Genomic DNA, 24,000 nt, shown 5'->3' with positions numbered 1-24,000 from the left:
ATTTATATTGTTACGGCAATTTATAAAATTATTTGGTTCTATTATAGATTGGAAGGCAAATTAAAGATATTCCTCCCAAAAGTGTAAGCATGAGTGTTTGCGTGGACCACATAATCCATCCGAAAGCCCTGCTAGGGTCTTCCGGTAACGCAAAAAGCATAAAGGCCAGAACTACCGCTTCAGGATAAGATCCAATCCCGCCATTTGTCGCCGCGATACTAAAAGTTGCAGAAATAAATCCAACCAAAATGGCGGCTAATGGAATAGGCTGTAATTCCTCTATTCCCAACGAAGTCACATAGAACATTAAAAGATACATGATCCAAATGAACAAAGTATGCCCTATAAAGGCCCACTTTTTCTTCATTTTGAGAATACTCAACACGCCTTCTATCAAACCAACCACAAATGTTCTCACCTTGACCGCAAACTGCGACTTCCCATTTTTAAAGTAGATAATCAGCCCCAATCCCAAAACAAGCAGCAAGGCTCCAGCTGAAAGCACCTTAACGGTATCAAATTTCTGTATGAAAAAATTATAAATGAATTCAAATTCCAAAAATAGGGTTGTGAGTATAATTAAAAGCAGCACCAAAAGATCGGCCACTCGTTCTGAGACAATAGTTCCGAATCCCTTTTCAAAAGGCACGCCTTCGTAATTGGTTAACACGGTTGCCCTAGTAACTTCCCCAGCCCTTGGAATGGTAAAATTTACCAAATAACCTGCAAATACAGCCATTATCCTATTGGGCATTTTAGGGAAATACCCCAAGGGTTCCAATAAAAACTTCCAACGGTAAGCTCGAGATAAATGGCTCAAAAAACCAAATAGGATTCCTAAGGCAACCCAAAAATAGTTTGCCTTTTTAAAATGTAAAATGAGTTCCCCTACTGAAATTTTGGACAGCGAATACCACACTAAAACAACACCCAACAATAATGGCAATGTTATTTTAAGAATGGTTTTAAGCTTTGAATTCAATCTCGGGATTTAGTTTAACAAGTTAGTGGCTTCGTTTGGAAACACCAATGCTGGCTTGAAGGTTTTAGCTTCTTCAATATCCATAATAGCATAGGTAATCAAAATCAATGTATCACCAACAGCTACCTTGCGGGCTGCCGCCCCATTTAAGGTGATTTCACCACTGTTGCGAGGTCCAGGAATTACATAGGTCTCCAATCGCTCACCATTATCATTGTTCACAATTTGAACTTTTTCTCCTTGGATTATGTTGGCGGCTTCCATAAGATCTTCATCAATGGTAATACTACCAATGTAATTAAGATCTGCACCTGTACATTTAACTCTATGAATCTTAGATTTTACTACGTGAATTTGCATGAGGCAAAAATATTAATTTAAGGCGATGTTGTCTATAAGTCTAACATCTCCCGCATATACGGCTATAAAACCGCGATATGTATTTGAATTAGTTTTTTCTGTAATTGTTTTCAGGGTCTGTTCGTCTGCAATAATGAAATATTCCAATTCCAACAAATCGTTGGCAGCAAACTCACTTTCAACCCAATCGGTTACTGCTTTAGCACTTTCTGTGCCAAACTTAACTTTGGCAGCTTGCAGGGTTTTGTAGATAAATGGCGAAGCCTCTCTATGAGCTGGTGTCAAACGGATGTTTCTAGAGCTCATAGCCAAACCGTCATCTTCCCTGTAAATAGGGCATCCAACGACATTTACTGGAATATCATACTTCTCAACAAGCTTCTTAATGATCATCAACTGCTGAAAATCCTTTTCTCCGAAATAAGCATTGTCAGGCTGAGCAATTTCAAACAAACGTTTTACAATGGTTCCAACACCGTCAAAATGTCCGTCCCTAAAACGACCTTCCATTTCATGCTCCAAGCCATCGTAAGAGAAAGATGTTGACTCCACATCGGTTCCGTAGATATCTTCCACCGAAGGCGCGAACACCATAATATCGTTGCTAAGCTGTTTTAACAGCTCTACATCGGTCTCCAACATTCTTGGATATTTCTCAAGATCTTCTGGATTATTGAACTGGGTAGGGTTTACGAAAATACTCACCACAACGGCGTCATTTTCGTCCAATGCCTGCTTGATTAAGGACAGATGTCCTTGATGCAGAGCTCCCATGGTAGGCACCATTCCAATGCTACGCTTCTGGGTTTTTAGTTCCTCGACAGTGCTTTTTAACTCACTGGATTTATGATAAATTCTCACGTGACAACAAAACATTAACAGCGTGCAAAACTAATATTTTACTGGCAATCTGCATAAAATTTTGTAATTTTGCATGTTTTTTATTTCTAATTTACTAAATCGAACCTATTTTATGAAAGATAAGCGAATATTGTATGTGTCTTCCGAAGTTGTACCATATTTACCAGAAACAGAGATCTCATCGATGTCATTTGAAGCTCCAAAAATGGTAAACAAACAAGGAGGCCAGATACGAATATTTATGCCTAGATATGGTAACATTAATGAAAGAAGACATCAATTGCACGAAGTAATCCGTCTTTCTGGTATCAATCTAGTAATAAACGATTTAGACATGCCACTTATCATTAAAGTGGCCTCCATCCCTAAGGAACGTATTCAGGTTTATTTTATTGACAACGAAGAATATTTCAAGCGAAAAGCAACCTTGACAGACGAGGAAGGAAAGCTGTTTCCTGACAACGACGAGCGCGCCATATTTTTCGCAAAAGGGGTGATAGAAACCGTAAAAAAACTCAATTGGTCACCAGATATTATCCATGTTAACGGATGGATGGCTTCTTTGCTTCCTTTGTACTTAAAAGAATTTTACAAGAACGAACCACTTTTTAACGAAAGTAAAATTGTAACTTCGGTATACAATCAAAGCTTCGAAGGTACGTTAGATAAAGAAATGATCAACAAAGTAAAATTCGACAATATCGATGAAGATCTGGTAAAAGTCTTGGAAACGCCTAATTATTCCAACATCATGAAAGTGGCTATAGACCACTCTGATGCCTTGATAAAAGGATCGGCTGTTATTCCTGACGAATTGACCGAATATCTTAAAGCCTGCGGTAAACCGGTACTTGAGTACTATGCTCCAGACGAATTTATGGAGCCTTACACCGAATTTTACACTACCGAAGTCTTAAAATAAGAATCGCTTACATGAAAAAGAAAACAATTGCCCTAAAAAACATTGCGGTACTGGCAGCACTATCTTTGGCTACCATTGCTTGTAATGAAGATTTTTCCACTCTGGATTCGGACCTTATCAACAGCGATAACAACTCCCATTTCAATTCAGAAACAAGCCTTTACGATGTAATCACTTACAATAGGGCACTTGGAGGAGAAGGCGCTCAGTTTAGACCCGTTCAATCCAATAATTTACCGTCCAACCTTTTGGGAATCTATGACGACCCTACTTATGGACGCACAACGGCAAGTTTTGTCACCCAATTGGCTCAATCCACTTCAGATCCAAGTTTTGGGGAAGGTACCCAAATTGACTCTGTTGTAATGACCATTCCTTTCTACAGCTCCGTAACAGGAACTGCAGATGAAGGTGGCAACACTTATGAGTTGGATTCTATTTTCGGTGATGCTCATATCAAATTATCACTCTATGAAAGCAACTATTTCCTAAGAGGATTTGATCCAAATTCTGAATTTAACGAAAGTCAACGTTACTATTCAAATGGCGCTACTTCGCTTACTGAAATGATAGACCCTGCTTCCTTGGAAGGAACACCTATTGCTGAACTTTTAAGCGACACAGAGCCATCTGTTCTTGATAATTTCAAACCTAGCGAAACACAGATTATCCTAACAGAGCCTTCCGATGATGAAGTAGCCGAAGGAGAGGAACCTGAATACGAAGTAACCGAGCGCTTAGCACCGGCCCTTAGAGTAAAATTGGATCCAACCTACTGGAACGAAAAAATCATTGCTAAAGAAGGAGACGCTGTTTTGAGCAACTCCAACAATTTCAACAACTATTTTAGAGGTATTTATTTTAAAGTTGAAGCAATTGGCGAATCGGGTCATATGTCTATGTTGAACATGTCTTCAACTTCCGCAAACATCACCATTTATTACACCAAAGATCCAAGTGTTGAGGATGGAGACAGAATTGAAGCCAGTTATACCTTAACGTTTTCAGGAAATCGTGTTAACTTCTTCGAAAATAATTTCACCCTTCCGTTATTAGATGGAGATGAATTGGATGGAGATGAAAAACTGTACCTAAAAGGAGGGCAAGGTTCCATGGCAATCATCAAACTTTTTGATGGTGAAAATATCGATGAAAATACCGAAAGTGATAACACTTTTGAAAACTTTAAAAACTTCTTTGCTCAAACAGACGAAGAAGGAAAGTTTGTAAAAAGAAGACGACTAATTAACGAAGCTAATCTTGTTTTCCACGTAGATCAATCTCAAGTGAATGGTCAAGAGCCAGATCGTATTTATCTTTACGATATTGACAATGAAAGATATTTGGCTGACTATTTAGGAGATCTTGCAAGCACCACTTCGCCTCTGTATTCAAGAACCAATCACTTAGGTAAATTGGAGCGCGTGGATGATGAAGCTGATGGTGAAGGAATCAAATACAAACTTAGAATTACGGAACACGTAAAAAGCCTTATAGAAAACGACTCTACAAATGTAAAATTAGGTTTAGTGGTTTCAACCAACGTAAACCTAGAAGTTAATAGCAGTACTGGTCTACCAACCAATCAAGCAAAGATGCTTACTGCAGACGACGTTAAAGTACCCGTAAGCTCTGTCCTTTCCCCAAGGGGAACCGTACTTTTTGGAAACAATACGCCGGATGAGGACAAAAAGGTATATTTGGAGATTTTTTATACAGAACCAGAAAACTAAAACATTATGTGTGGCATTGTAGGGTATATTGGGCACCGTGAAGCCCACCCCATTATCATAAAAGGACTAAAACGTTTAGAATATAGAGGATACGACAGTGCTGGTATCGCACTTTTTGATAACTGCGATATCAAACTTTCCAAGACCAAAGGAAAAGTTACCGATTTAGAAGATCGTATCGCTCGGGAAATTACTACTGAAGGGACTTTAGGAATTGGCCACACTCGTTGGGCAACCCATGGAGTTCCAAACGATGTCAATTCGCACCCCCACCTTTCCAACTCAGGGAATTTGGTAATCATTCATAACGGAATCATTGAAAACTATGAATCCCTTAAAAAAGAATTGATTCAAAGAGGGTTTACTTTCAAATCGGATACTGATACCGAAGTATTGGTAAACCTGATTGAGGACGTAATGCAAAAAGAAAACCTGAAACTTGGTAAAGCTGTTCAAGTAGCCTTAAACCAAGTCATCGGTGCTTACGCCATTGCTGTTTTTGATAAGACTAAACCTAACGAAATTGTTGTTGCTAGATTAGGAAGCCCATTGGCCATAGGTATTGGTGAAGGCGAATTCTTTATTGCTAGTGATGCGTCCCCCTTCTTGGAATACACCAAAAATGCAGTATACCTTGAAGACGAGGAAATGGCAATTATTCGTCGTGACAAGGATATCAAAATCCGTAAAATTTACGACGACACAAAGGTTGATCCTTATGTTCAGCAATTACAATTAAACCTTGAGCAAATTGAAAAAGGAGGTTATCCTCATTTCATGCTTAAGGAAATCTATGAGCAGCCAAGTGCTATCTTGGATACTTTTAGAGGACGTTTGTTAACAGACCAAGCCATCATAAAAATGGCCGGTGTAGAGGACAACATGAAAAAATTCCTCAATGCAGAGAGAATTATCATTGTAGCCTGTGGAACCTCATGGCATGCCGGTTTAGTTGCCGAGTACATTTTTGAAGATTTGGCCAGAATTCCTGTTGAAGTAGAATATGCTTCGGAATTCAGATATAGAAATCCTATCATTACAGAGAAGGATATCGTGATTGCTATTTCCCAATCCGGTGAAACAGCAGATACCTTGGCAGCCATTAAATTAGCAAAATCTAAAGGGGCTTTTGTATTTGGCGTTTGTAATGTTGTAGGTTCCTCTATTGCAAGAGAAACCGATGCTGGTGCTTACACCCACGCAGGACCTGAAATTGGGGTGGCTTCTACAAAAGCGTTTACTACCCAAATTACTGTGCTGTCTTTAATTGCCCTTAGATTGGCAAGAGCCAAAGGCACTATTTCGAGTTCCGATTTCAGACATCATTTAATTGAATTGGAACTTATCCCTGAAAAAGTTCAAAAGGCATTGGAAACAGATGAAGCTGTTAAGAAAATAGCCGATATCTATAAAGACTCCAAAAACTGTCTTTACCTAGGGAGAGGCTATAATTTCCCGGTTGCTTTGGAAGGTGCTCTTAAACTAAAAGAGATTTCATATATCCATGCTGAGGGCTACCCGGCTGCAGAAATGAAGCACGGTCCAATTGCCTTAATTGATGAAAACATGCCAATAGTTGTAATCGCTACCAAAAAGGGGCATTACGAAAAAGTGGTAAGCAACATTCAGGAAATTAAATCCAGAAAAGGAAAAATTATAGGAATCGTTATGGAAGGAGACGAAAGTGTTAAGGAATTGGCAGATCACGTCATTGAAGTTCCTGAAACTTTAGAGTCTTTATCACCATTGTTAACCACCATTCCGCTTCAATTACTATCATACCATATAGCCGTAATGCTAGGTAAAAATGTGGATCAACCACGAAATTTAGCAAAATCGGTGACCGTAGAATAATACAAACTCTAAGGTCTAGAACTTAAAAGCCTCTAAAAATGCAATATGAATTATGCATTTTTAGAGGCTTTTTTTATCTATTTCCCATTACAAATAGGTCTTTTTTATCAAAAAGTACTATGCATGCATAGTTTTTTGATAATTCTTCATTGTAAGTTCTCAAAGTTTATATATATTGGCGCCACTAATAACTAATTCTTAATAATGAAAACACTCCCTAAGATTCTTATGCTGCTTTTTTGTGCCTTTTCGTTTGCACAAACTACCGTATCAGGAAAAATTACCGACCACAACGGCCAACCGCTTCCAGGAGCCAACATTATAGCTCTTGGTTCCTCCGAAGGTACCATTTCGGATTTTGACGGAAATTATTCCTTTGTTGTCAATCAACAACCTCCATTTAGCATCCAAGTAAGTAGCGTTGGATTTCAAAGTGTCACTAAAGAAATTACTACCAACCCTCAAACTATAGACATTATTTTAACCGAAGGAACAGAACTGGACGAAATTGTTATTTCCGCCTCCAGAACTCCGGAACGTATTTTCGAATCCCCTGTTACAGTGGAACGTTTTGGTTTAAAGGAAATCAAAAATACCGCTTCTGCAGATTTTTACGACGGACTTGAAAACTTGAAAGGTGTAGACGTTAACACCAACAGTTTAACCTTTAAGGCTATCAACACAAGAGGTTTTGCCACCTTCGCCAATACCCGCTTTATGCAGTTGGTAGACGGCATGGACAACTCTACACCTGCCCTTAACTTCCCAATAGGGAATTTGGTTGGGATGAATGAAACCGATATCCAAAGTGTAGAACTATTGCCTGGTGCTGCTTCGGCTTTGTACGGAGCTAACGCCTTCAATGGTATTTTGTTCATGCGTAGTAAAAATCCATTTGATCACCATGGAATTAGTGGGTACTACAAGCAAGGAATTACTTCGCAAGATGCTGCAGGAGATAACACCTACAGAGACGCTGGAATAAGAGCAGCTTACAAATTCAGTGATAAGTTTGCAGCCAAAGTAAATTTTGGTTGGTTAAAAGGAACGGATTGGGTAGCGAACAACTACCAAGGAAAACCGGGTACAGGAGACACTAGAGCAAGTGTTGGATACGATGGTTACAATATTTATGGAGATGAAGTTTCTACAGACATTAGAGACGTGGCCTTAGCATTGGTTGGCTTGGGAATTCTTCCAAGTGGTGCCGAATCGTTAGTGCCTTCTGTAGACGTAAGTAGAACAGGATATGAAGAACGGGATTTAACCGATTATAATGCAGAAAGCATTAAAGCCGACTGGGGATTGTACTTCAGACCAATGGCCGATGACTTCGAAATTGCCTATGTTGGTAAAATTGGAACAGGTTCTACCATTTATCAAGGAACCAACCGATATACAATTGATAACTTCTTCCAGCAACAACACAAATTGGAAGTTCGCAACAACAACTTCTTTGTTAGAGGGTATGTGGTTTCAGATAAAGCCGGAGATTCTTACGATATGGTTTTCACGGGAATCAACATCAATAGAGCTTGGAAAGATGACCAAACTTGGTTTGGAGAATATACAGGAACCTATGTACAGGCTGCTTTGGCTGGAGCAACAAATGAGCAAGCCCATGCTATTGCCCGTGCCCAAGCCGACACCGGAAGATATGAACCAGGTTCTCCTGAATTCCAAGCGGCTTTCAACAGAAGTATCAGCGATCCAAACTTAAGCACGGGGTCTAAATTCCAGGATGCTTCCAAATATTACCATGCCGATGCCAACTACAACTTCACACATTTATGGGATGTAGTTGAAATTCAAGTAGGAGGTTCTTACAGAAAGTACAGTCTTAATTCTTCTGGAACTATCTATACCGATTATGACGGAGCTATCGATTATTCCGAATTTGGAATCTATACACAAATGCAAAAGCTTTTCAAGTTCAACAACGATATGTCCTTAAAGCTAACAGGCTCTATTCGTTATGACAAATCAGAATTCTTTGATGGATTCCTATCGCCAAGATTATCAGCTGGTTTAACATTGCATGAAGACCACAACATCCGTGCATCTGTACAAACAGGATTCAGAAACCCAACTACACAGGATTTATTCATTGGGTTGGACGCGGGACGCGCCGTTTTGGTGGGAGCTGCACCTGATAACCTAGACCGTTATACCAGAGATTATGCTGTAAGCGCTTCGGGACAATTGTTAGGACAACCTTCTAATATTACGCAAACAGGAGCTGCCGCTTATAACAACTCCTATTCAGCATCTTCCGTACAAGCCTTTGCACTAGCAGGCAACCCTGCCCTTTTAGAAATAGGAAATCCAGACTTAGTAAAACCAGAACGTGTAACTTCTTTTGAAGTTGGGTACCGTGGTAAATTGGAAAAGAATATCATTGACTTCAGCGTTTACTACAATAAGTACAAAGACTTTATCTCTAGTGAAAATGTGATAGCACCACTTTACGGTGAAGTTGGAGACAACACACTTTCTGTTGCCGCCATTGCTAATGGTGATTACAAGGTTTACCAAGCATACACCAATTCAAAAGCTGATGTAAATTCTTATGGTGGTTCCCTTGGGGTTTCAACCAAAATATTCGGTGATTTCGATTTAGGAGGAAGCTATACTTATACAAAACAAGATTTTGATCAAGCAGCCTATCCAGATTTCAGAACCAATTTCAACACGCCAGAACATAAAGTGAAAGCGTCTTTTGGGCATACCGATTTGTTCAAAAACTTTGGATTTAACATTGCTTGGAGATGGAGCGATGATTACTACTGGCAAGCAACCTTTGGTGACGGCGCTATTCCAGCATACCACACCTTGGATGCCCAAGTTAACTATAGAGTACCATCTATCAAATCTAGCTTCAAAGCTGGCGCCACAAACCTATTGGGCGATGAGTACTTTACTGCCATTGGTACTGGATACATAGGATCCATGTACTACGTTTCATGGACAATCAACAACCTATAACAATTAGCAAACATCATTAATATGAATACAAAATATATATGGTTGCTCGCCATTTCCTTAGGATTCATGGCCTGCGACAGTGACGACACAATAGCTCCTTCTACAAAACCCCTACCGGAATTGACCGCAGGAGAAGCTGATTTTTCAAATTACGTTTCTTTAGGAAACTCATTAACCTCTGGTTATACCGATGGAGCCCTATTTATAGCCTCTCAAGAAAATTCCTATCCTAACATTTTGGCCTCACAATTCAGTTTAGCCGGTGGCGGAACTTTCACTCAACCCTTAATGAACGACAATTACGGAGGGTTGGCCCTAGCAGGAAACCGCATTGCCTCCCCAAGATTGGTGTTTGGGGGAGCTGGACCAGTACCTTTAGAATCGGTGATTGGACCAGTAACCGTAACTACAGATATTGCTACCAACAATCCAACCGGGCCTTTCAACAATATGGGAGTTCCAGGGGCGAAAAGTTTTCATCTTTTGGCTCCGGGTTATGGAAATATAGCCAACCTTTCAGCAGGATTGGCCAATCCTTATTTCGTAAGAATGACGGGGGACACTCCAGATGCAAGTGTTATTGAAATGGCCTTGGCTCAAAACCCATCCTTCTTTACTATGTGGATAGGAAACAATGACGTTTTGGGATATGCTTTAAGTGGCGCCGATGGGTCTTCACCTATCACAGATCAAGCAACATTTGATTATGCTATCTCTACTCTGGTAACAACCCTAACATCAGGAGGTGCCAAAGGGGTGGTTGCAAACATTCCAGACATCACAACAATTCCACATTTTACAACCGTACCTTACAATCCGCTGGATCCATCTAACCCTGATTTCGGACCTCAAATTCCAACCTTGAATGCTATTTTTGGTGCTTTAAACCAAGTTTATGTAGCTATCGGAGCTCCTGAAAGAGCCATTGTGTTTTCCGAAACAGAAGCAAGTGCCGTGGTGATTAAGGACGAAAGTTTAGAAGATATTTCATCTACCATCACGGGAGCCTTAATGGCCAGTCCAACTTTCCCTGCCTTTATAGGCCAATTTGGATTGCCTGAACAAGCAGCTCCATTGGTAGCGGCTTTATTAGGTCAAACCTACGGACAGACAAGACAGGCCAACGAAAATGACTTATTTGTGTTGACAAGTAGCACTGTAATTGGTACAGTGAACACCTCCTATGCAGGAGCTTTAATGGCGCAAGGATTACCTCAAGCTTTAGCTGGACAGTTTTCAGTAGAGGGGATCACCTTACCATTGGAAGATAAATGGGTATTGATTCCAACAGAGCAAACCGAAATAGCCACTGCCACCAATAGTTTTAACGCAACAATTCAAGCGGCGGCCTCTGCAGCCGGTTTAGCAATGGTTGATGCCAACGCTATGTTGTACCAATTGGCCAACGGAGGTTTAACAGATGGTGATTTTACCTTAAGCGCCAATTTGGTTACCGGAGGTGCCATGTCTTTGGATGGTGTACACCTTACCTCAAGGGGTTACGCTGCAATAGCAAATGCCTTCCTTAAGGCCATCGACCAAACTTACGGTTCCAATTTTGAAGCCTCAGGAAATTTAGTAGATATAGGAAACTTCCCAACAAACTACGCTCCTACCCTTCAATAAAATAGCTAAGAATTTTCATAAAAAACGCCTACTTGTCAAACTCTATCAAGTAGGCGTTTTTTTATCCTGAAAAACTAAAAAAAATGGCTTTATTATTAAATTAAAAAAATATATCTTTGCAGCGCAAAAAACGGGGAGCCCGCTTCAATGCGTAGTCCTTGTTTTTCAGTATTAAAATATCTAAACATTAAACATATAAGTAATGTCAAAAGTTACAGGTAAAGTTGCACAAATTGTAGGACCGGTTATCGATGTTGAATTCGGTGCTGATTCAGAACTTCCAAAAATTTACGATTCGTTAGAGATTAAGAGACCTGATGGTTCCACTCTTGTTCTAGAAGTACAGTCTCACATTGGTGAAGATACTGTAAGAACAATTGCGATGGATTCATCTGATGGTTTGAGCAGAGGAACAGAAGTTATCGCTACTGGTGCTCCTATCCAAATGCCAATTGGAGATGATGTTTACGGACGTTTGTTTAATGTAATTGGAGATGCTATCGACGGTCTTGGTGATTTGCCAAAAGCTGGAACATCTGGTTTGCCAATTCACAGAGAGGCTCCAAAATTTGAAGATTTATCAACTTCTACTGAAGTATTATTTACAGGTATTAAAGTAATCGACTTGATTGAGCCTTACGCAAAAGGAGGTAAAATTGGATTATTTGGTGGTGCTGGTGTAGGTAAAACTGTATTGATTCAGGAGTTGATTAACAATATTGCAAAAGGTCACGGTGGTTTATCTGTATTTGCTGGTGTAGGTGAAAGAACTCGTGAAGGAAATGACCTTTTGAGAGAGATGTTAGAGTCTGGAATTATCCGATACGGTGAAGACTTCATGCACTCTATGGAAGATGGTGGATGGGATTTATCTAAAGTAGATAAGTCTAAAATGAAAGAATCAAAAGCAACTTTCGTATTCGGACAGATGAACGAGCCACCAGGAGCACGTGCACGTGTTGCTTTGTCTGGTTTAACAATTGCTGAATACTTCCGTGATGGGGCTGGAGACGGACAAGGAAAAGACGTTCTTTTCTTCGTAGATAACATCTTCCGTTTTACACAAGCTGGTTCTGAGGTATCTGCACTTCTTGGACGTATGCCTTCTGCGGTAGGTTACCAACCAACATTGGCAACTGAGATGGGTGCGATGCAAGAGCGTATTACTTCTACCAAAAAAGGATCTATTACATCTGTACAGGCGGTTTACGTACCTGCGGATGACTTAACTGACCCGGCACCTGCAACAACGTTTGCTCACTTGGATGCTACAACGGTATTGTCTCGTAAAATTGCTGAGCTTGGTATCTATCCTGCGGTAGACCCATTAGATTCTACTTCTAGAATTCTTACTGCTGACATTTTAGGAAACGAGCACTACAAATGTGCACAACGTGTAAAAGAGTTATTGCAACGTTATAAAGAATTACAAGACATTATCGCCATCCTTGGTATGGAAGAATTGTCTGAAGAAGATAAATTGGCTGTATCTCGTGCAAGACGTGTACAACGTTTCTTGTCTCAGCCTTTCCACGTAGCAGAGCAGTTTACTGGAATTCCTGGAGTATTGGTAGATATTAAAGAAACTATCAAAGGATTTAACATGATTATGGACGGTGAATTAGATCACTTACCAGAAGCAGCGTTCAACCTTAAAGGAACTATCGAGGAAGCTATCGAAGCTGGAGAAAAAATGCTTGCTGAAGCTTAATAAAACACTAAACTATGTATTTAGAAATAGTATCGCCAGAAGCTACATTGTTCAGTTCAGAAGTGGACTCAGTAGTGTTGCCTGGAGTTGATGGTGAATTCCAAATGTTGCAAAACCACGCGCCTATTATCTCGTTGTTGCAACAAGGAACCATCAAAATCCATACGCACACCAAAAGTCAGCCTGGATTTAAGGAATTGCCTGCCGAAATCATCCCATTACATGCAGATGATAAGGTATTGACCTTAAAAATAGATTCTGGAACTGTTGAAATGAAAGACAATAAAGTAATCATTCTTGTTGAAAAATAAGATTCAGAAACTTAAACATAGAAAAGCCAAACAATACTGTTTGGCTTTTTCTTTTTATGCCAAACAAAGTAAATTTGGATAACCTAAACTTCCTGTTATATTTGGCATATGAATTCCAACCAACTTATCATTTCCGAGAGTCCTCGGCCTAAATGGCAAATCCCAATAGCCGCTTTATTTTTTACCGCTGCCACCTATTTCATAATACTTATCATCTTCAACGTTGTGTGGAATGACAAGACTATTAGGGACATTGGCCTCCTTTTTAAATTTGTAGTATACTTAAGTGTTTTTGGCACTTCATTCTGCTTCCAAAAAAGTGTACACATTGACCTAAAAAAATCTAGATTTCGTTCAACCTTTGAGATTGGTCCAGTAAAACTAGGCCAATGGAAAACCATTTCGAGTTACGAATATGTATCTGTTTTTCATCAACCATTAGAAAATGGGCATAAAATTTACGAAGTGAATCTTTGGTACGACACCAACAAACATTGGGAACTTTACGAAGAATACAATCCCAAGGAAGCCTTCCGGATTGGTTTTGAACTATCTGAATTATTGGATATCGATTTATTAGATGCCACTACCCCCAACGATTACAAATGGATGGATAAAGAGGTATTACGGAAACAATTAGAAAAAGTTTCTTAATAATTTTAATCATTCTATCATTCCCAATACCTCATGATAAGCCCTTTCCAACCGTTCAATTACAGATTGAATTTCCTCTTCATTTAAATGTCCAAAACCAAACCTAAGGGCACAAGTATCTGCATCTTGATACAAAATGGTTTTTGGCAAAAACAAATCATGCTTTTCAGCTTGTTCGGATAATTTTACCAAAGAAATTTTGGATTTGAATTCCAACCAAATCGCTAACCCTCCAGCCGGAATTTCATAAGAAATGTCATCCTTAAAATGAATCTTCAACAAATTACACAAACAATCACGCCGTTGTTTATAAACAATGACATTCTTTTTAATCAAACGGTACATTTCCCCTTCACTAATCAATTCCGAAAGCATTTGCTCCTGAATTAAATCACCTTGACGATCCAACAATTGCAAATAGTTTTTTGCCTCTAAAATTAAGTTCTCAGGAGCCACAACAAACCCTGTTTGAAAACTAGGGAACAAGGACTGCCCCAATTTCCCCAAATAAATCACCAGACCATTGGCATCGGCGCTCGCCATGGGCAACATGGCAGAGCCTTCAAATTGGAAATCGTAGTCATAATCATCCTCGATAATTGCAAACTGATATTCTTTCGCCAATTCCAACAGCTTTAAACGCCGTTCAGCACTCAAAGTTTTAGTGGTTGGATAGTGTCGATGAGCGCACACATATACACAGCGAATACTTCGTTTTATAAAATGGGTTCTAATATAATCTACATCCAAACCATATTCGTCCACAGGAATAGTCCTTATAGCAGCACCGGCCTGCTGAAAAATCATGTTCGAGGCATAATTACTCAACTGCCCAACCAATACCACATCATTCTGCTTGATCAATAACTGCGAAACGATATACAGGCTCATTTCGGTACTTCGGGTACTCAACAAATTGTTTGGTTGAATATGAAATCCCCTGGTTGCATTTAAATAGTTACACAATTGGGTTTCAAAAACCGAAGCAGACAATTCACTTGTATGGTTCCATTTCGAGATTAAAGACTTTCGCTTCATGGCCGCACTGTACCACCTTGAAAATTGATGTACCGGATGCAGCCTCAAATCAGGTTGTCCATCATTAATGGTATATTTCGCATTGGTTTCCTGAGCCGTGGACGCCAAATGAAAGGATTGTTGAAATTGAAACCCAGTTGTTTTTGAATAGTTATAAACCTGGTCAATTTGTTGCGCTGAGGCCTTAATGGGAGCCGTTCGTTGTTCCGGCAACAATACAAAGGTTCCTTTATTCGGGAGAATCTCCACCCAACCCTGCGAGGCTAATTCCTCATAAACTGCCACAGCCGTATTTCTATGGATACTGAAAAGCTGGCTAAAACTTCGTGTTCCCGGCAATGCCGTACCTTTGGAAAGATAACCCCGTTGAATAGCATTGATAATTTGCTGTGCTATTTGAATATAAACTGCTGTTGAACTTGATTTTTCAAAAAAAATCAGCTGTTTTAAGAGATCATTAACCGGACTATTCATAGTTTTAAAACTGGACTAGTTTACTCGTCCGGAAAGTTACGACTTTTGCAGAGTTAAATTACATCAATTCATGAAAACCAAATTATTGTCATCAGCATTTATATTATCAACCTTAATGGGGATTGCTCAAGTGGAACCAGTTAAAATGGACTCCCTGGACGAAGTCATCATTACCTCCACGCGTATTGACCTTCCCTTTAAGGAAAACTCCAGAACCATAACTGTAATTACCTCAAAGGACATTAAGGAAAGCCCTGCCACCAATCTCGCCGATTTATTACAGCAAGTCGCCGGTGTAGATGTTCGCCGCCGTGGAACTTATGGTTCACAAGCCGATCTTTACATTCGAGGAGGCAGTTTTGACCAGACCCTATTGTTAATTGATGGCATTAAATTGGAAGACTCCCAAACGGGGCACCATAGTATGAACTTGGCCTTGCCCCTAGAAGTAATTGAACGTATTGAAATCATAAAAGGGCCTGCGGCAAGAGTATTTGGCCAAAATGCCTTTACGGGAGCAGTCAATATCGTAACCAAAAAATCTATGGACAACCGAGTAGATTTAGGAGTACAAGCTGGTTCTTTCGGACAGAAAAATGCCTCAGTAACTGTGGGTAGCGAGCTTAGCAATACCTCACACATCATTCACTATTCCAGAAATACGTCTGAAGGCTATCGCTACAACACCGATTATGACAATCAGAATTACTTTTTGAAAAGTAGTTTTAATAAAAACCATATGCCAATAGATTTGATTGCTACATTCCAAGAGCGCGATTTTGGAGCCAACGGATTTTATGCCTCTCCTTCGGCAGTTAATCAATATGAAGAAACCCAAGCTAGTTTGGTAGGATTGTCGTCTGTTTACAACCATAATAACATAACACTGAAACCTCGTTTGTACTGGCGCAGAAATCAGGATATGTATTTGTACACAAGAACCAATCCTGAAGGTTACAGAAACCTACACCAAACCAACAAGATTGGGGCAGAACTTCACGGTTCTTACAACTCCAATATTGGAACAACCGGATTTGGAATGGATTTGGCGCAAACCTATCTTTCCAGTAATAATTTAGGAAAACGCGACCGTTTTATGACCAACTTCTTCTTGGAGCACCGTTTCAAATTTTTCAACAACAAATTCGACGTGACTCCTGGAGTGGCAGTAACCTATTTTTCAGATTTTAAATTCCATGCATTTCCTGGAGTAGATGTGGGGTATTCGGTTTCCGATCAATTAAAACTTTACGGAAATATTGGTTATACATACCGCATCCCAACCTACACCGATTTATACTACAGCGACCCAACAACTTTAGGAAATGATCAATTGGATCCTGAAGAGGCCATTGCCGAGGAAATAGGGATTAAATTCCTAGGAAAATCCATCAATGCTACTGTGGCATTCTTCAACAGAGATTCCCAAAAACTTATTGATTATGTAAAAGTAAATGAGGACGATCTTTGGCAAGCAGAAAACATAAGAGATTTGAACACTAAAGGTTTTGAAGCCAACCTTAATTATAATTTTGAACTGTCTGGACTCACACAACACATCGATCTTGGCTATACCTTTATAGAAGATGAAATTAAAGATTTGGATATCGACTATTCAAGATATTCTATCAACTCTTTAAAGCATCAGGCAACAGCGAGCTATCGTGGTCATTTCTTTAAAATTGTGCAACCAAGTTTGACCTACAAATACGCCGAACGCACCTCAGGACAGGCTTATACTGTATGGGACGCAGGGCTTACCGTGAGTATTCAACAATTGGATGTATCTCTCTACGCTAACAATATTTTCAACGAAGAATATTACGAAACTAACTTAGTACCAATGCCTAAAGGCAATGTACTGTTCGGGGCAACTTATCATTTCAATTAAGGATCAAAGCAAGTTTTCAACAATAGCAAAAGTATGAATATCATGTCCTAACGTTTTCTTAACTTTAGACGTTAACTATTCATACTTTTCTATTGAAGCTTTATAACATTCCTCGCGTAAAAACAATTACCAAAGAGGACTTTATTGCAAACTACTTCAAGCCGCAAAAACCTGTGGTTATTGAATCTTTAACCGAAGATTGGCCTGCTTATTCCAAATGGTCGTTGGAGTATATGAAATTGGTTTCGGGAGACAAAACGGTTCCTCTTTACGATGATCGTCCAGTACATCACGAAGATGGTTTCAACCAACCTCACGCCACAATGAAAATGGCGGAATATATCGACCTTTTAAGAAGCGAGCCCACCAAATACCGCATTTTCCTATGGAATATCCTCAAGGAAGTACCCGAACTACAAAGCGATTTTTCATTTCCAGATTTTGGTATTAAGCTTATGAAAAAGCTACCAATGTTATTTTTTGGAGGAGAGAACTCGCATACGTTTATGCACTATGATATTGATTTGGCCAACATTTTTCATTTCCATTTTGAAGGGACCAAACAAATCATTCTGTTCGACCAAAACCAAAACAGGCATCTTTATAAAATTCCCTATTCCTTAATTACAAGAGAAGATATCGATTTTTCCAATCCAGATTTCAATCAGTGGCCTGCCCTAAAAAATGTAGAAGGCTACACTACTAAATTGGAACACGGGGAAGTATTGTACATGCCCGAAGGCTACTGGCACTATATGAAATATCTAACACCTGGATTTTCCATGAGTTTGAGAGCTATCCCGAGACACCCAAAAAATTTGGGAATCGCCATTTATAATGTCTTCGTATTACGCTATTTGGACAATTTTATGAGGCGTTTACAAGGACAAAAATGGATAGACTGGAAAAATGAACAAGCCATTACAAGAACCCATAATAGAATAAATCTTAACGCATAACTTCTTTGGTTGTGCTATATTTGTCCACTCAAAAAACCAAATAACATGAAGAATATTCTATTTGTGGCATTTTTGTTATGTGCCACCTTAACCTACTCACAAGCCTTTCAAGGAAAAGGCGACAAAAAATTCCAGATTGGAGCCAATTTTCAAGACCGTGCTACGGGAATCAACGCCACTTACGACTTCGGGCTTGGGGAAAACATCTCTTTAGGATTTGCCTCTACTTACGCTCTGGATGTACCTGAATTCCTTGATGCCGATTTTATTGACCGTTTTGATGTTAAAGCACGCTTTAATGCACATTTGGGAAATGTCATCAACATTCACGAAGATTTCGATTTATACCCTGGATTGGATTTTAGCATCAAGAATTTTGGAGGGCACTTAGGAGCGCGTTATTTCTTTACCTCAGGTTTTGGTGTGTTTACCGAAGCTACTTACCCTATCGCTTTTTACGATACTGGCCATTTAACCCCAGCAGAGAAATTACACAATCAGTTTACCATTAGTTTTGGAGCTTCCTTCAATCTATAAATTGAAGGAACAAATTATATATAAAAAAAGGCTGTTTAAAAAACAGCCTTTTTTTATCGGATCAATTCATTCACCTTTTCATAAACCAAGTGAGATTCCCATCCACGGTACAATAGGTAATCTGCTAGCTTTTTCTTTTTCTTAAAAGAATTGGTTTCCCTAATAGTTTCACATTGCTTTTCTGCCAAGCTTTGAAACACTTCCAAATATTCCTGCTCGTCAATTTCCTTTAAGGCAGCATTGATGTTATAAGCAGAAATTTCCTTGGCCTTGAGTTCATTCTTTAGCCGATTCCGTCCCCATTTCTTGATTCGGAACTTTCCCCTCACAAAACTTTTGGCAAAGCGCTCTTCGTTTAAAAACTTATGCTCAAGCAAGTGCACGACAATATGGTCAATAGCCTCTGGAATCATGTGCATTGTTCGTAATTTTTGAACGACTTCCTTATGGCAACGCTCCTGATAGGCACAGTAATGTTCCAACTTTTTAACGGCTTCCTCTACAGTATACGTTTTGTGTGTTTGCATGTTTCAAAAATAACAACAATTAAACAATTTGACGAAAACAAACTAACTACCTGAATATTAGATATTTTACTTATATTTAAGTCTTATTTTTTAACCAACCAATAATTAATCCGTAATGACAAAACAACCAACCCTCAGTTTTGTTGCTATCGCCTTTGTGGCAACATATAGTTTTGGACAATTAGAAATCGACTCAACAGGTGTCCCTTACACTATTGATTTTGACAACACCGTAACCAATGTAAACAACAATGCCTTTACTGGTAGTGGCTGGTCTCCAGACCCCAACAGTGGACAATTAGATTCCGATGCCTGGTCCCATACTGGAAATAGCGATGGAGATTTAAGCTTTGGAGATTCAGGAGATTCAGGAGATTATGCTAGAGGCACTTCTACTTATGGCGAATCAACAGGAGGTTGGTATGCCTTTAATAATAATGGCGATATCGCATTAGGAATCCAACCAACTGGAAGTGATTGGGCTCCGGGAGACCTAACACTGCGCATTCAAAACAACACAGGGAACCTTATTACTTCTTTGGAATTGACTTACGACATTCTCTGTTTTAATGACCAAGAGCGAAGCAATAGCTTCAATTTCTCACATTCCGATGATAACACAACATATATCCATGAAACAACACTGGATTATAATTCTCCACAAGTAGCAACCGATGTTTTAATAACTTCCCCAAAAAGTATCACTCTCTCAGATTTGGCTATTGCAGATGGTTCCTTTTATTATTTGCGCTGGAGTGGTGATGATATTTCGGGATCAGGATCTAGAGACGAATTTGCCTTAGACAACATTTCAATAACAGCCTCTAGTGGAAGTCCTAGCCCTGAATTAAAACTTTTGGACGCCGATGCCATCCCTCAAAATTGTGGCTACACTATAGACTTTGGAAGTACAGAAAGTAACAATGGCTATACAGATGTTGACTTCACCATTGAAAATATTGGCAACGCCGATTTGGAAATTAGCAATTTTAACCTCACTGGGGATTTTTCAATTATTGATCCCATAACCCTTCCAAGTGTTACAACGCCTCTTGTGGTCAATCCCAGTTCAAGCACGATTGTTACAATAAGGTTTTCTCCTCTTAGTGATGGCCTCTTAAATGGTACTTTGGAAATAATTAACAATGATAATAACGAAGGAGATTGCGTTATCAATTTATTAGGAGAAGGATATACGCCTGCTCCAAATATTATTGTGAGAGGCGTGATTGGAGCCAATCCCACCATTGCTAATGGCAGCACCACAACTTCTGGATTAAACAATACCCTTTTCGCATCACAAACCATCAATTCCGGGAGTCAAACCAAGAGTTTTCGTATTGCAAACGAAACTGGCAATGACGTTCTTGAAGTTTCCAACATTTCCCTTTCTGGAGATACGGCCGATTTCTATGTAACGGCCTCCACGTCCTACGCCATTTCCATTGGCAGCTATGCAGACTTCAGCATTACCTTTCAACCCTCAACAGATTCTGGGACCAGAAGCTGCGTTGTTTCCATTACAAATTCCGATCCCTATAAAAATCCTTATACGTTTACGATTGAAGGCACGGCAACCTGTCCTTCTACAAGTGGCACAATTACTCCTACCGAAGGTCCCATTGGCACCGAGGTCACCATAAGTTCCCCAAATAACCTTTTGGGAGCAACTGCATCACTTAATGGCACATCTCTTCCTATAGTTTCAAACTCTTCTGAAGAACTAACGGTTAGCATCCCATCGAACGTAACCATAGGTGGTCCCATCAGTGTAGAATTGGCCAGTGGTTGTATCTTCAGCAATACATTTACGCTTATTGACCAATCAATCTCTGGATGTGACACCAGTAATTCGGCAAATTTGGATAACCTTTTCATTAGTCAAGTAACGGATTCACCAACCGGAAGTTTATCTTATGTGGAATTATACAATGCCACCAATTCTAACATTGATTTTTCAACTACAAATTACAGTTTACGAGTCTATAACAATGGTAACACCTCCGGCTACAATACTATTACTTTAAACTCAGGGACAATTCTTCAAGATAGCACTTTTGTTATTGTTATGGGAACCACGGACACCCAATGTGCTGCCGATGGCGCCGATGGATCTTTGGCCGAATTGGAAATTACTACCGTTGGTGTGAGCATTAATTTCCATAAAGACTACAATACCAGTATTGGCCATGATTTTATTGGGCTTTATGAAGACAGTGCTTTAATAGATGCTTTTGGTGTTTTAGGAGATCAAACTTGGGCCTACGGATTGTGGCTTGGAGAAAGTGGGGCTACTTTTGAACGCATTGCTTCATTATCCTTGCCCAACCCTACTTTTAGTACTTCAGATTGGAACATTTCAAATTGGGAAGATTGTAACGATGTGAATTATTCCAATATCGGAAACTATGATTTTTCTACTGGCATACCTCCTACCGTGAACACCATTTACGCCACGAGTTTAGGATGCACTTCTACTTCCCTAACCGTAGAAGCAACCGAGGGCTATAACGAAATCGATGACATGAACGACTTGGTTTATCTTTGGCACTACTTTTACCCATCACAATCTAATTGGATGCCACTTTCTGATAATGCTATCTATTCTGGAACCTCCTCTAATACACTTGTCATTTTAGATACTACCGAAATTGAAGATGCCCAATACTATTGCCAAGTTATGGAAAGCGGCTCAACTTGTTACCAAAACTCTAGCGCCATATCCCTTCCTTCCACAATGGCTATTTGGGATGGCAGCTCATGGTCCTCTACTCCTACTTCAGACAAGGCGGTTATCATAAATGCAGATTATGACACTGGAACTAACCTTAACGGACAAACCAGTTTCGAAGCCTGTAGCCTAATTGTAAATTCAGAATATACGCTTACTATTGCCAACAACACCTATGTAGAGGTGACAAATGATTTAACGGTAAATGGCAATATCATTGTAGATTCTCAAGGTGCTTTTGTCCAACTCAATGACGATGGAATAATTGAGGGAGACGTTTTGAATGACCCTTCAAAAATTACCGTGGAGAAATTTACTGCCCCAATGGACCATTGGTATGAATACACCTATTGGAGCTCTCCTGTTACCAATGAACAAATCCAAACGGGTCTAGCCGAATCTTCAGTAAATAGACGTTACAAATTTACCGCCGAAAATTATCTGGATGCTACTATGGAATCCAATAATGATAATACTGCATCGCCTGGTCAAGATGGTATTGACGACGATGGCAACGATTGGACATGGGTTCCAGGTTCAGAGTTAATGGAAATTGGCAAAGGTTATGCTTCCACCCATAATGCCGGACTATTCAACAGCACACTAGGAACTCCTCCCTTTCAATTCAAATATACCTTTGAAGGCCCATTTAACAATGGCAGTATTGAAGTAGATATTTATAGAAATGACACAGAAGTTAACGATGACAATTGGAATCTTATAGGCAATCCGTACCCTTCTGCCATTAGCGTGGAAAAGTTCTTTGAAGAAAACCACCTTACAGGAAAAATAGCTGGCGCGATATATTTATGGTCGCAAAACACAGCGCCTTCTAGCAGCGCAAATGGTAACGAAAATGAAAATTTTTCGCAGGCAGATTATGCCATCATTAATTTGTCTGGGGAAACAGCTGGCGGAGACGGTGTTTCTCCAATAGTTGGAACAAATAACGATAGATACATTCCTTCATGCCAAGGATTTTTTGTAACCATGGAAAATGATGCTACCACAACTGGTGCTAGCCCAATTTATAGCACTCAAATCATATTTAACAACGATATGAGGGTTAAGGACACGAATGGCAACAGTCAGTTTTTTAAAGTCGCCAATAACACTCCAAATGAAAGACTTTGGTTGAATTTGACCTCAAGCAACAATAGTTTTGGTCAAATTTTGATTAGTTACCTTGAAGATGCAACCGACAGTTTTGATGGCATGTCCTATGATGCGCCCAGACAAACCCACAATTTGTATACCTCTTTTTATTCCATAATTGAGGGAACGGATAAAAATTTTGCTATTCAAGGGAAGTCTCCAGCAAGTTTGAATTTTGAAGAAGTGATTCCTTTAGGATTTCAAACTGTGGCCCCAGCATCAACCCAATACACAATAAATATAGCTCAAATAGAAGGTACATTTATGGAGTCAAATACTATTTATTTGAAGGATAATTTACTCAACATTACGCATAATCTTTCTGAGGCCAATTATTCGTTCACTTCGGAAGTCGGTACTTTTAATAAACGGTTTGAAATTGTATTCACCGCTAATACGTTATCAACAAACAATTACTTTGCAAACCCTAACCAATTATCAGTTTTCGAGCTTCAAAATGACGAAGTTCAATTCAAACTAAACGATGACCAATTACAAATCATGCAAATTGACATTTTGGATATGTTGGGGAGGAAAATGTATAATTTGAGAGGAAACAGTAATACTGAGACCTACAATGTATCTCACTTAAGTACAGCATCCTATATTGCCAAAATCAGCTTATCCAACGGACAGTTTCTGAACAAAAAATTTATCAAACAATGAATTGCTCTTACTTACCCCTTAAA

The 24,000-nt window shown here is 39.4% G+C and carries 17 protein-coding genes; 12 read left to right on the top strand and 5 right to left on the bottom strand.

Features of this window, described 5'->3' with window-relative positions:
- Nucleotides 1–28: 28 nt before the first annotated feature.
- The 3 genes from BKM32_RS05645 to panC are packed head-to-tail and all read right to left on the bottom strand — an operon-like array spanning nucleotide 29 to nucleotide 2,203.
- Nucleotides 29–982 (bottom strand): lysylphosphatidylglycerol synthase transmembrane domain-containing protein, encoded by a 954-nt coding sequence (locus tag BKM32_RS05645; protein WP_076662896.1) that lies wholly within the window; start codon nucleotides 980–982, stop codon nucleotides 29–31.
- Between the two features lie 9 nt (nucleotides 983–991).
- Nucleotides 992–1,342: an aspartate 1-decarboxylase gene (panD, locus tag BKM32_RS05640; RefSeq protein ID WP_053976853.1), complete on the bottom strand. Its 351-nt coding sequence runs from the start codon at nucleotides 1,340–1,342 to the stop codon at nucleotides 992–994.
- A gap of 12 nt (nucleotides 1,343–1,354) precedes the next feature.
- Nucleotides 1,355–2,203, bottom strand: a complete 849-nt coding sequence (panC, locus tag BKM32_RS05635; protein WP_076663065.1) for a pantoate--beta-alanine ligase — start codon at nucleotides 2,201–2,203, stop codon at nucleotides 1,355–1,357.
- A gap of 112 nt (nucleotides 2,204–2,315) precedes the next feature.
- Between panC and BKM32_RS05630 the strand changes: the two genes are divergently transcribed.
- From BKM32_RS05630 to BKM32_RS05595, 8 genes are all read left to right on the top strand, one after another.
- Complete coding sequence (locus BKM32_RS05630) at nucleotides 2,316–3,125, top strand: glycogen/starch synthase (RefSeq protein WP_053976852.1); 810 nt, start codon at nucleotides 2,316–2,318, stop codon at nucleotides 3,123–3,125.
- Nucleotides 3,126–3,136: 11 nt separating this feature from the next.
- Nucleotides 3,137–4,858, top strand: coding sequence for a DUF4270 domain-containing protein (locus BKM32_RS05625; RefSeq protein ID WP_076662895.1), 1,722 nt, complete (start codon nucleotides 3,137–3,139; stop codon nucleotides 4,856–4,858).
- A 6-nt stretch (nucleotides 4,859–4,864) separates the two neighbouring features.
- On the top strand, nucleotides 4,865–6,712 hold the full coding sequence (gene glmS, locus BKM32_RS05620; RefSeq protein ID WP_076662894.1) for a glutamine--fructose-6-phosphate transaminase (isomerizing): 1,848 nt from the start codon (nucleotides 4,865–4,867) through the stop codon (nucleotides 6,710–6,712).
- Between the two features lie 204 nt (nucleotides 6,713–6,916).
- On the top strand, nucleotides 6,917–9,697 hold the full coding sequence (locus BKM32_RS05615) for a TonB-dependent receptor (RefSeq protein WP_076662893.1): 2,781 nt from the start codon (nucleotides 6,917–6,919) through the stop codon (nucleotides 9,695–9,697).
- Nucleotides 9,698–9,718: 21 nt separating this feature from the next.
- Complete coding sequence (locus tag BKM32_RS05610; protein ID WP_076662892.1) at nucleotides 9,719–11,323, top strand: SGNH/GDSL hydrolase family protein; 1,605 nt, start codon at nucleotides 9,719–9,721, stop codon at nucleotides 11,321–11,323.
- Nucleotides 11,324–11,525: 202 nt separating this feature from the next.
- The gene (atpD, locus tag BKM32_RS05605; protein WP_076662891.1) at nucleotides 11,526–13,034 is read left to right on the top strand and encodes a F0F1 ATP synthase subunit beta; all 1,509 of its coding nucleotides are present in this window, start codon (nucleotides 11,526–11,528) and stop codon (nucleotides 13,032–13,034) included.
- Between the two features lie 14 nt (nucleotides 13,035–13,048).
- The gene (locus BKM32_RS05600; protein ID WP_076662890.1) at nucleotides 13,049–13,345 is read left to right on the top strand and encodes a F0F1 ATP synthase subunit epsilon; all 297 of its coding nucleotides are present in this window, start codon (nucleotides 13,049–13,051) and stop codon (nucleotides 13,343–13,345) included.
- Nucleotides 13,346–13,453: 108 nt separating this feature from the next.
- The gene (locus BKM32_RS05595; RefSeq protein ID WP_076662889.1) at nucleotides 13,454–13,999 is read left to right on the top strand and encodes a hypothetical protein; all 546 of its coding nucleotides are present in this window, start codon (nucleotides 13,454–13,456) and stop codon (nucleotides 13,997–13,999) included.
- Nucleotides 14,000–14,008: 9 nt separating this feature from the next.
- On the opposite strand, the gene BKM32_RS05590 is transcribed toward BKM32_RS05595, so the two are convergent.
- Nucleotides 14,009–15,511, bottom strand: coding sequence for a PLP-dependent aminotransferase family protein (locus BKM32_RS05590; protein WP_076662888.1), 1,503 nt, complete (start codon nucleotides 15,509–15,511; stop codon nucleotides 14,009–14,011).
- A gap of 70 nt (nucleotides 15,512–15,581) precedes the next feature.
- Between BKM32_RS05590 and BKM32_RS05585 the strand changes: the two genes are divergently transcribed.
- The 3 genes from BKM32_RS05585 to BKM32_RS05575 all read left to right on the top strand — a co-directional run bounded on the left by BKM32_RS05585 (nucleotide 15,582) and on the right by BKM32_RS05575 (nucleotide 18,898).
- The gene (locus tag BKM32_RS05585; RefSeq protein ID WP_076662887.1) at nucleotides 15,582–17,402 is read left to right on the top strand and encodes a TonB-dependent receptor; all 1,821 of its coding nucleotides are present in this window, start codon (nucleotides 15,582–15,584) and stop codon (nucleotides 17,400–17,402) included.
- 92 nt (nucleotides 17,403–17,494) lie between these two features.
- Entirely contained in the window at nucleotides 17,495–18,361 is an 867-nt protein-coding gene (locus BKM32_RS05580) for a cupin-like domain-containing protein (protein ID WP_076662886.1), read from the top strand.
- A gap of 45 nt (nucleotides 18,362–18,406) precedes the next feature.
- Nucleotides 18,407–18,898 carry a DUF6646 family protein gene (locus tag BKM32_RS05575; RefSeq protein ID WP_053992662.1) on the top strand — a complete coding sequence of 164 codons (492 nt, stop codon included), beginning with the start codon at nucleotides 18,407–18,409 and terminating at the stop codon, nucleotides 18,896–18,898.
- 53 nt (nucleotides 18,899–18,951) lie between these two features.
- Here the strand turns inward: BKM32_RS05575 and BKM32_RS05570 are convergent, their stop codons facing one another.
- On the bottom strand, nucleotides 18,952–19,425 hold the full coding sequence (locus BKM32_RS05570) for a regulatory protein RecX (protein ID WP_076662885.1): 474 nt from the start codon (nucleotides 19,423–19,425) through the stop codon (nucleotides 18,952–18,954).
- 115 nt (nucleotides 19,426–19,540) lie between these two features.
- Here BKM32_RS05570 and BKM32_RS05565 point away from each other — a divergent pair, with 115 nt between their 5' ends.
- Complete coding sequence (locus BKM32_RS05565; RefSeq protein WP_076662884.1) at nucleotides 19,541–23,977, top strand: choice-of-anchor D domain-containing protein; 4,437 nt, start codon at nucleotides 19,541–19,543, stop codon at nucleotides 23,975–23,977.
- Nucleotides 23,978–24,000: the final 23 nt, after the last annotated feature.

This window comes from Mangrovimonas sp. DI 80, from assembly GCF_001975575.1.
GTDB lineage: Bacteria > Bacteroidota > Bacteroidia > Flavobacteriales > Flavobacteriaceae > Mangrovimonas_A > Mangrovimonas_A xylaniphaga.
The sequence above is the reverse complement of the archived record's forward strand: the minus strand, read 5'-3'. Positions and strand labels throughout refer to the sequence as shown.

Bases quoted from the DNA above. Each gene is read 5' to 3' on its own strand.
- atpD (WP_076662891.1), top strand. From the start codon at position 11,526: ATGTCAAAAGTTACAGGTAAAGTTGCACAAATTGTAGGACCGGTTATC.
- glmS (WP_076662894.1), top strand. From the start codon at position 4,865: ATGTGTGGCATTGTAGGGTATATTGGGCACCGTGAAGCCCACCCCATT.
- BKM32_RS05585 (WP_076662887.1), top strand. From the start codon at position 15,582: ATGAAAACCAAATTATTGTCATCAGCATTTATATTATCAACCTTAATG.
- BKM32_RS05595 (WP_076662889.1), top strand. From the start codon at position 13,454: ATGAATTCCAACCAACTTATCATTTCCGAGAGTCCTCGGCCTAAATGG.
- panD (WP_053976853.1), bottom strand. From the start codon at position 1,342: ATGCAAATTCACGTAGTAAAATCTAAGATTCATAGAGTTAAATGTACA.
- BKM32_RS05630 (WP_053976852.1), top strand. From the start codon at position 2,316: ATGAAAGATAAGCGAATATTGTATGTGTCTTCCGAAGTTGTACCATAT.
- BKM32_RS05615 (WP_076662893.1), top strand. From the start codon at position 6,917: ATGAAAACACTCCCTAAGATTCTTATGCTGCTTTTTTGTGCCTTTTCG.
- BKM32_RS05565 (WP_076662884.1), top strand. From the start codon at position 19,541: ATGACAAAACAACCAACCCTCAGTTTTGTTGCTATCGCCTTTGTGGCA.
- BKM32_RS05600 (WP_076662890.1), top strand. From the start codon at position 13,049: ATGTATTTAGAAATAGTATCGCCAGAAGCTACATTGTTCAGTTCAGAA.
- BKM32_RS05610 (WP_076662892.1), top strand. From the start codon at position 9,719: ATGAATACAAAATATATATGGTTGCTCGCCATTTCCTTAGGATTCATG.
- BKM32_RS05625 (WP_076662895.1), top strand. From the start codon at position 3,137: ATGAAAAAGAAAACAATTGCCCTAAAAAACATTGCGGTACTGGCAGCA.
- BKM32_RS05590 (WP_076662888.1), bottom strand. From the start codon at position 15,511: ATGAATAGTCCGGTTAATGATCTCTTAAAACAGCTGATTTTTTTTGAA.
- BKM32_RS05575 (WP_053992662.1), top strand. From the start codon at position 18,407: ATGAAGAATATTCTATTTGTGGCATTTTTGTTATGTGCCACCTTAACC.
- BKM32_RS05570 (WP_076662885.1), bottom strand. From the start codon at position 19,425: ATGCAAACACACAAAACGTATACTGTAGAGGAAGCCGTTAAAAAGTTG.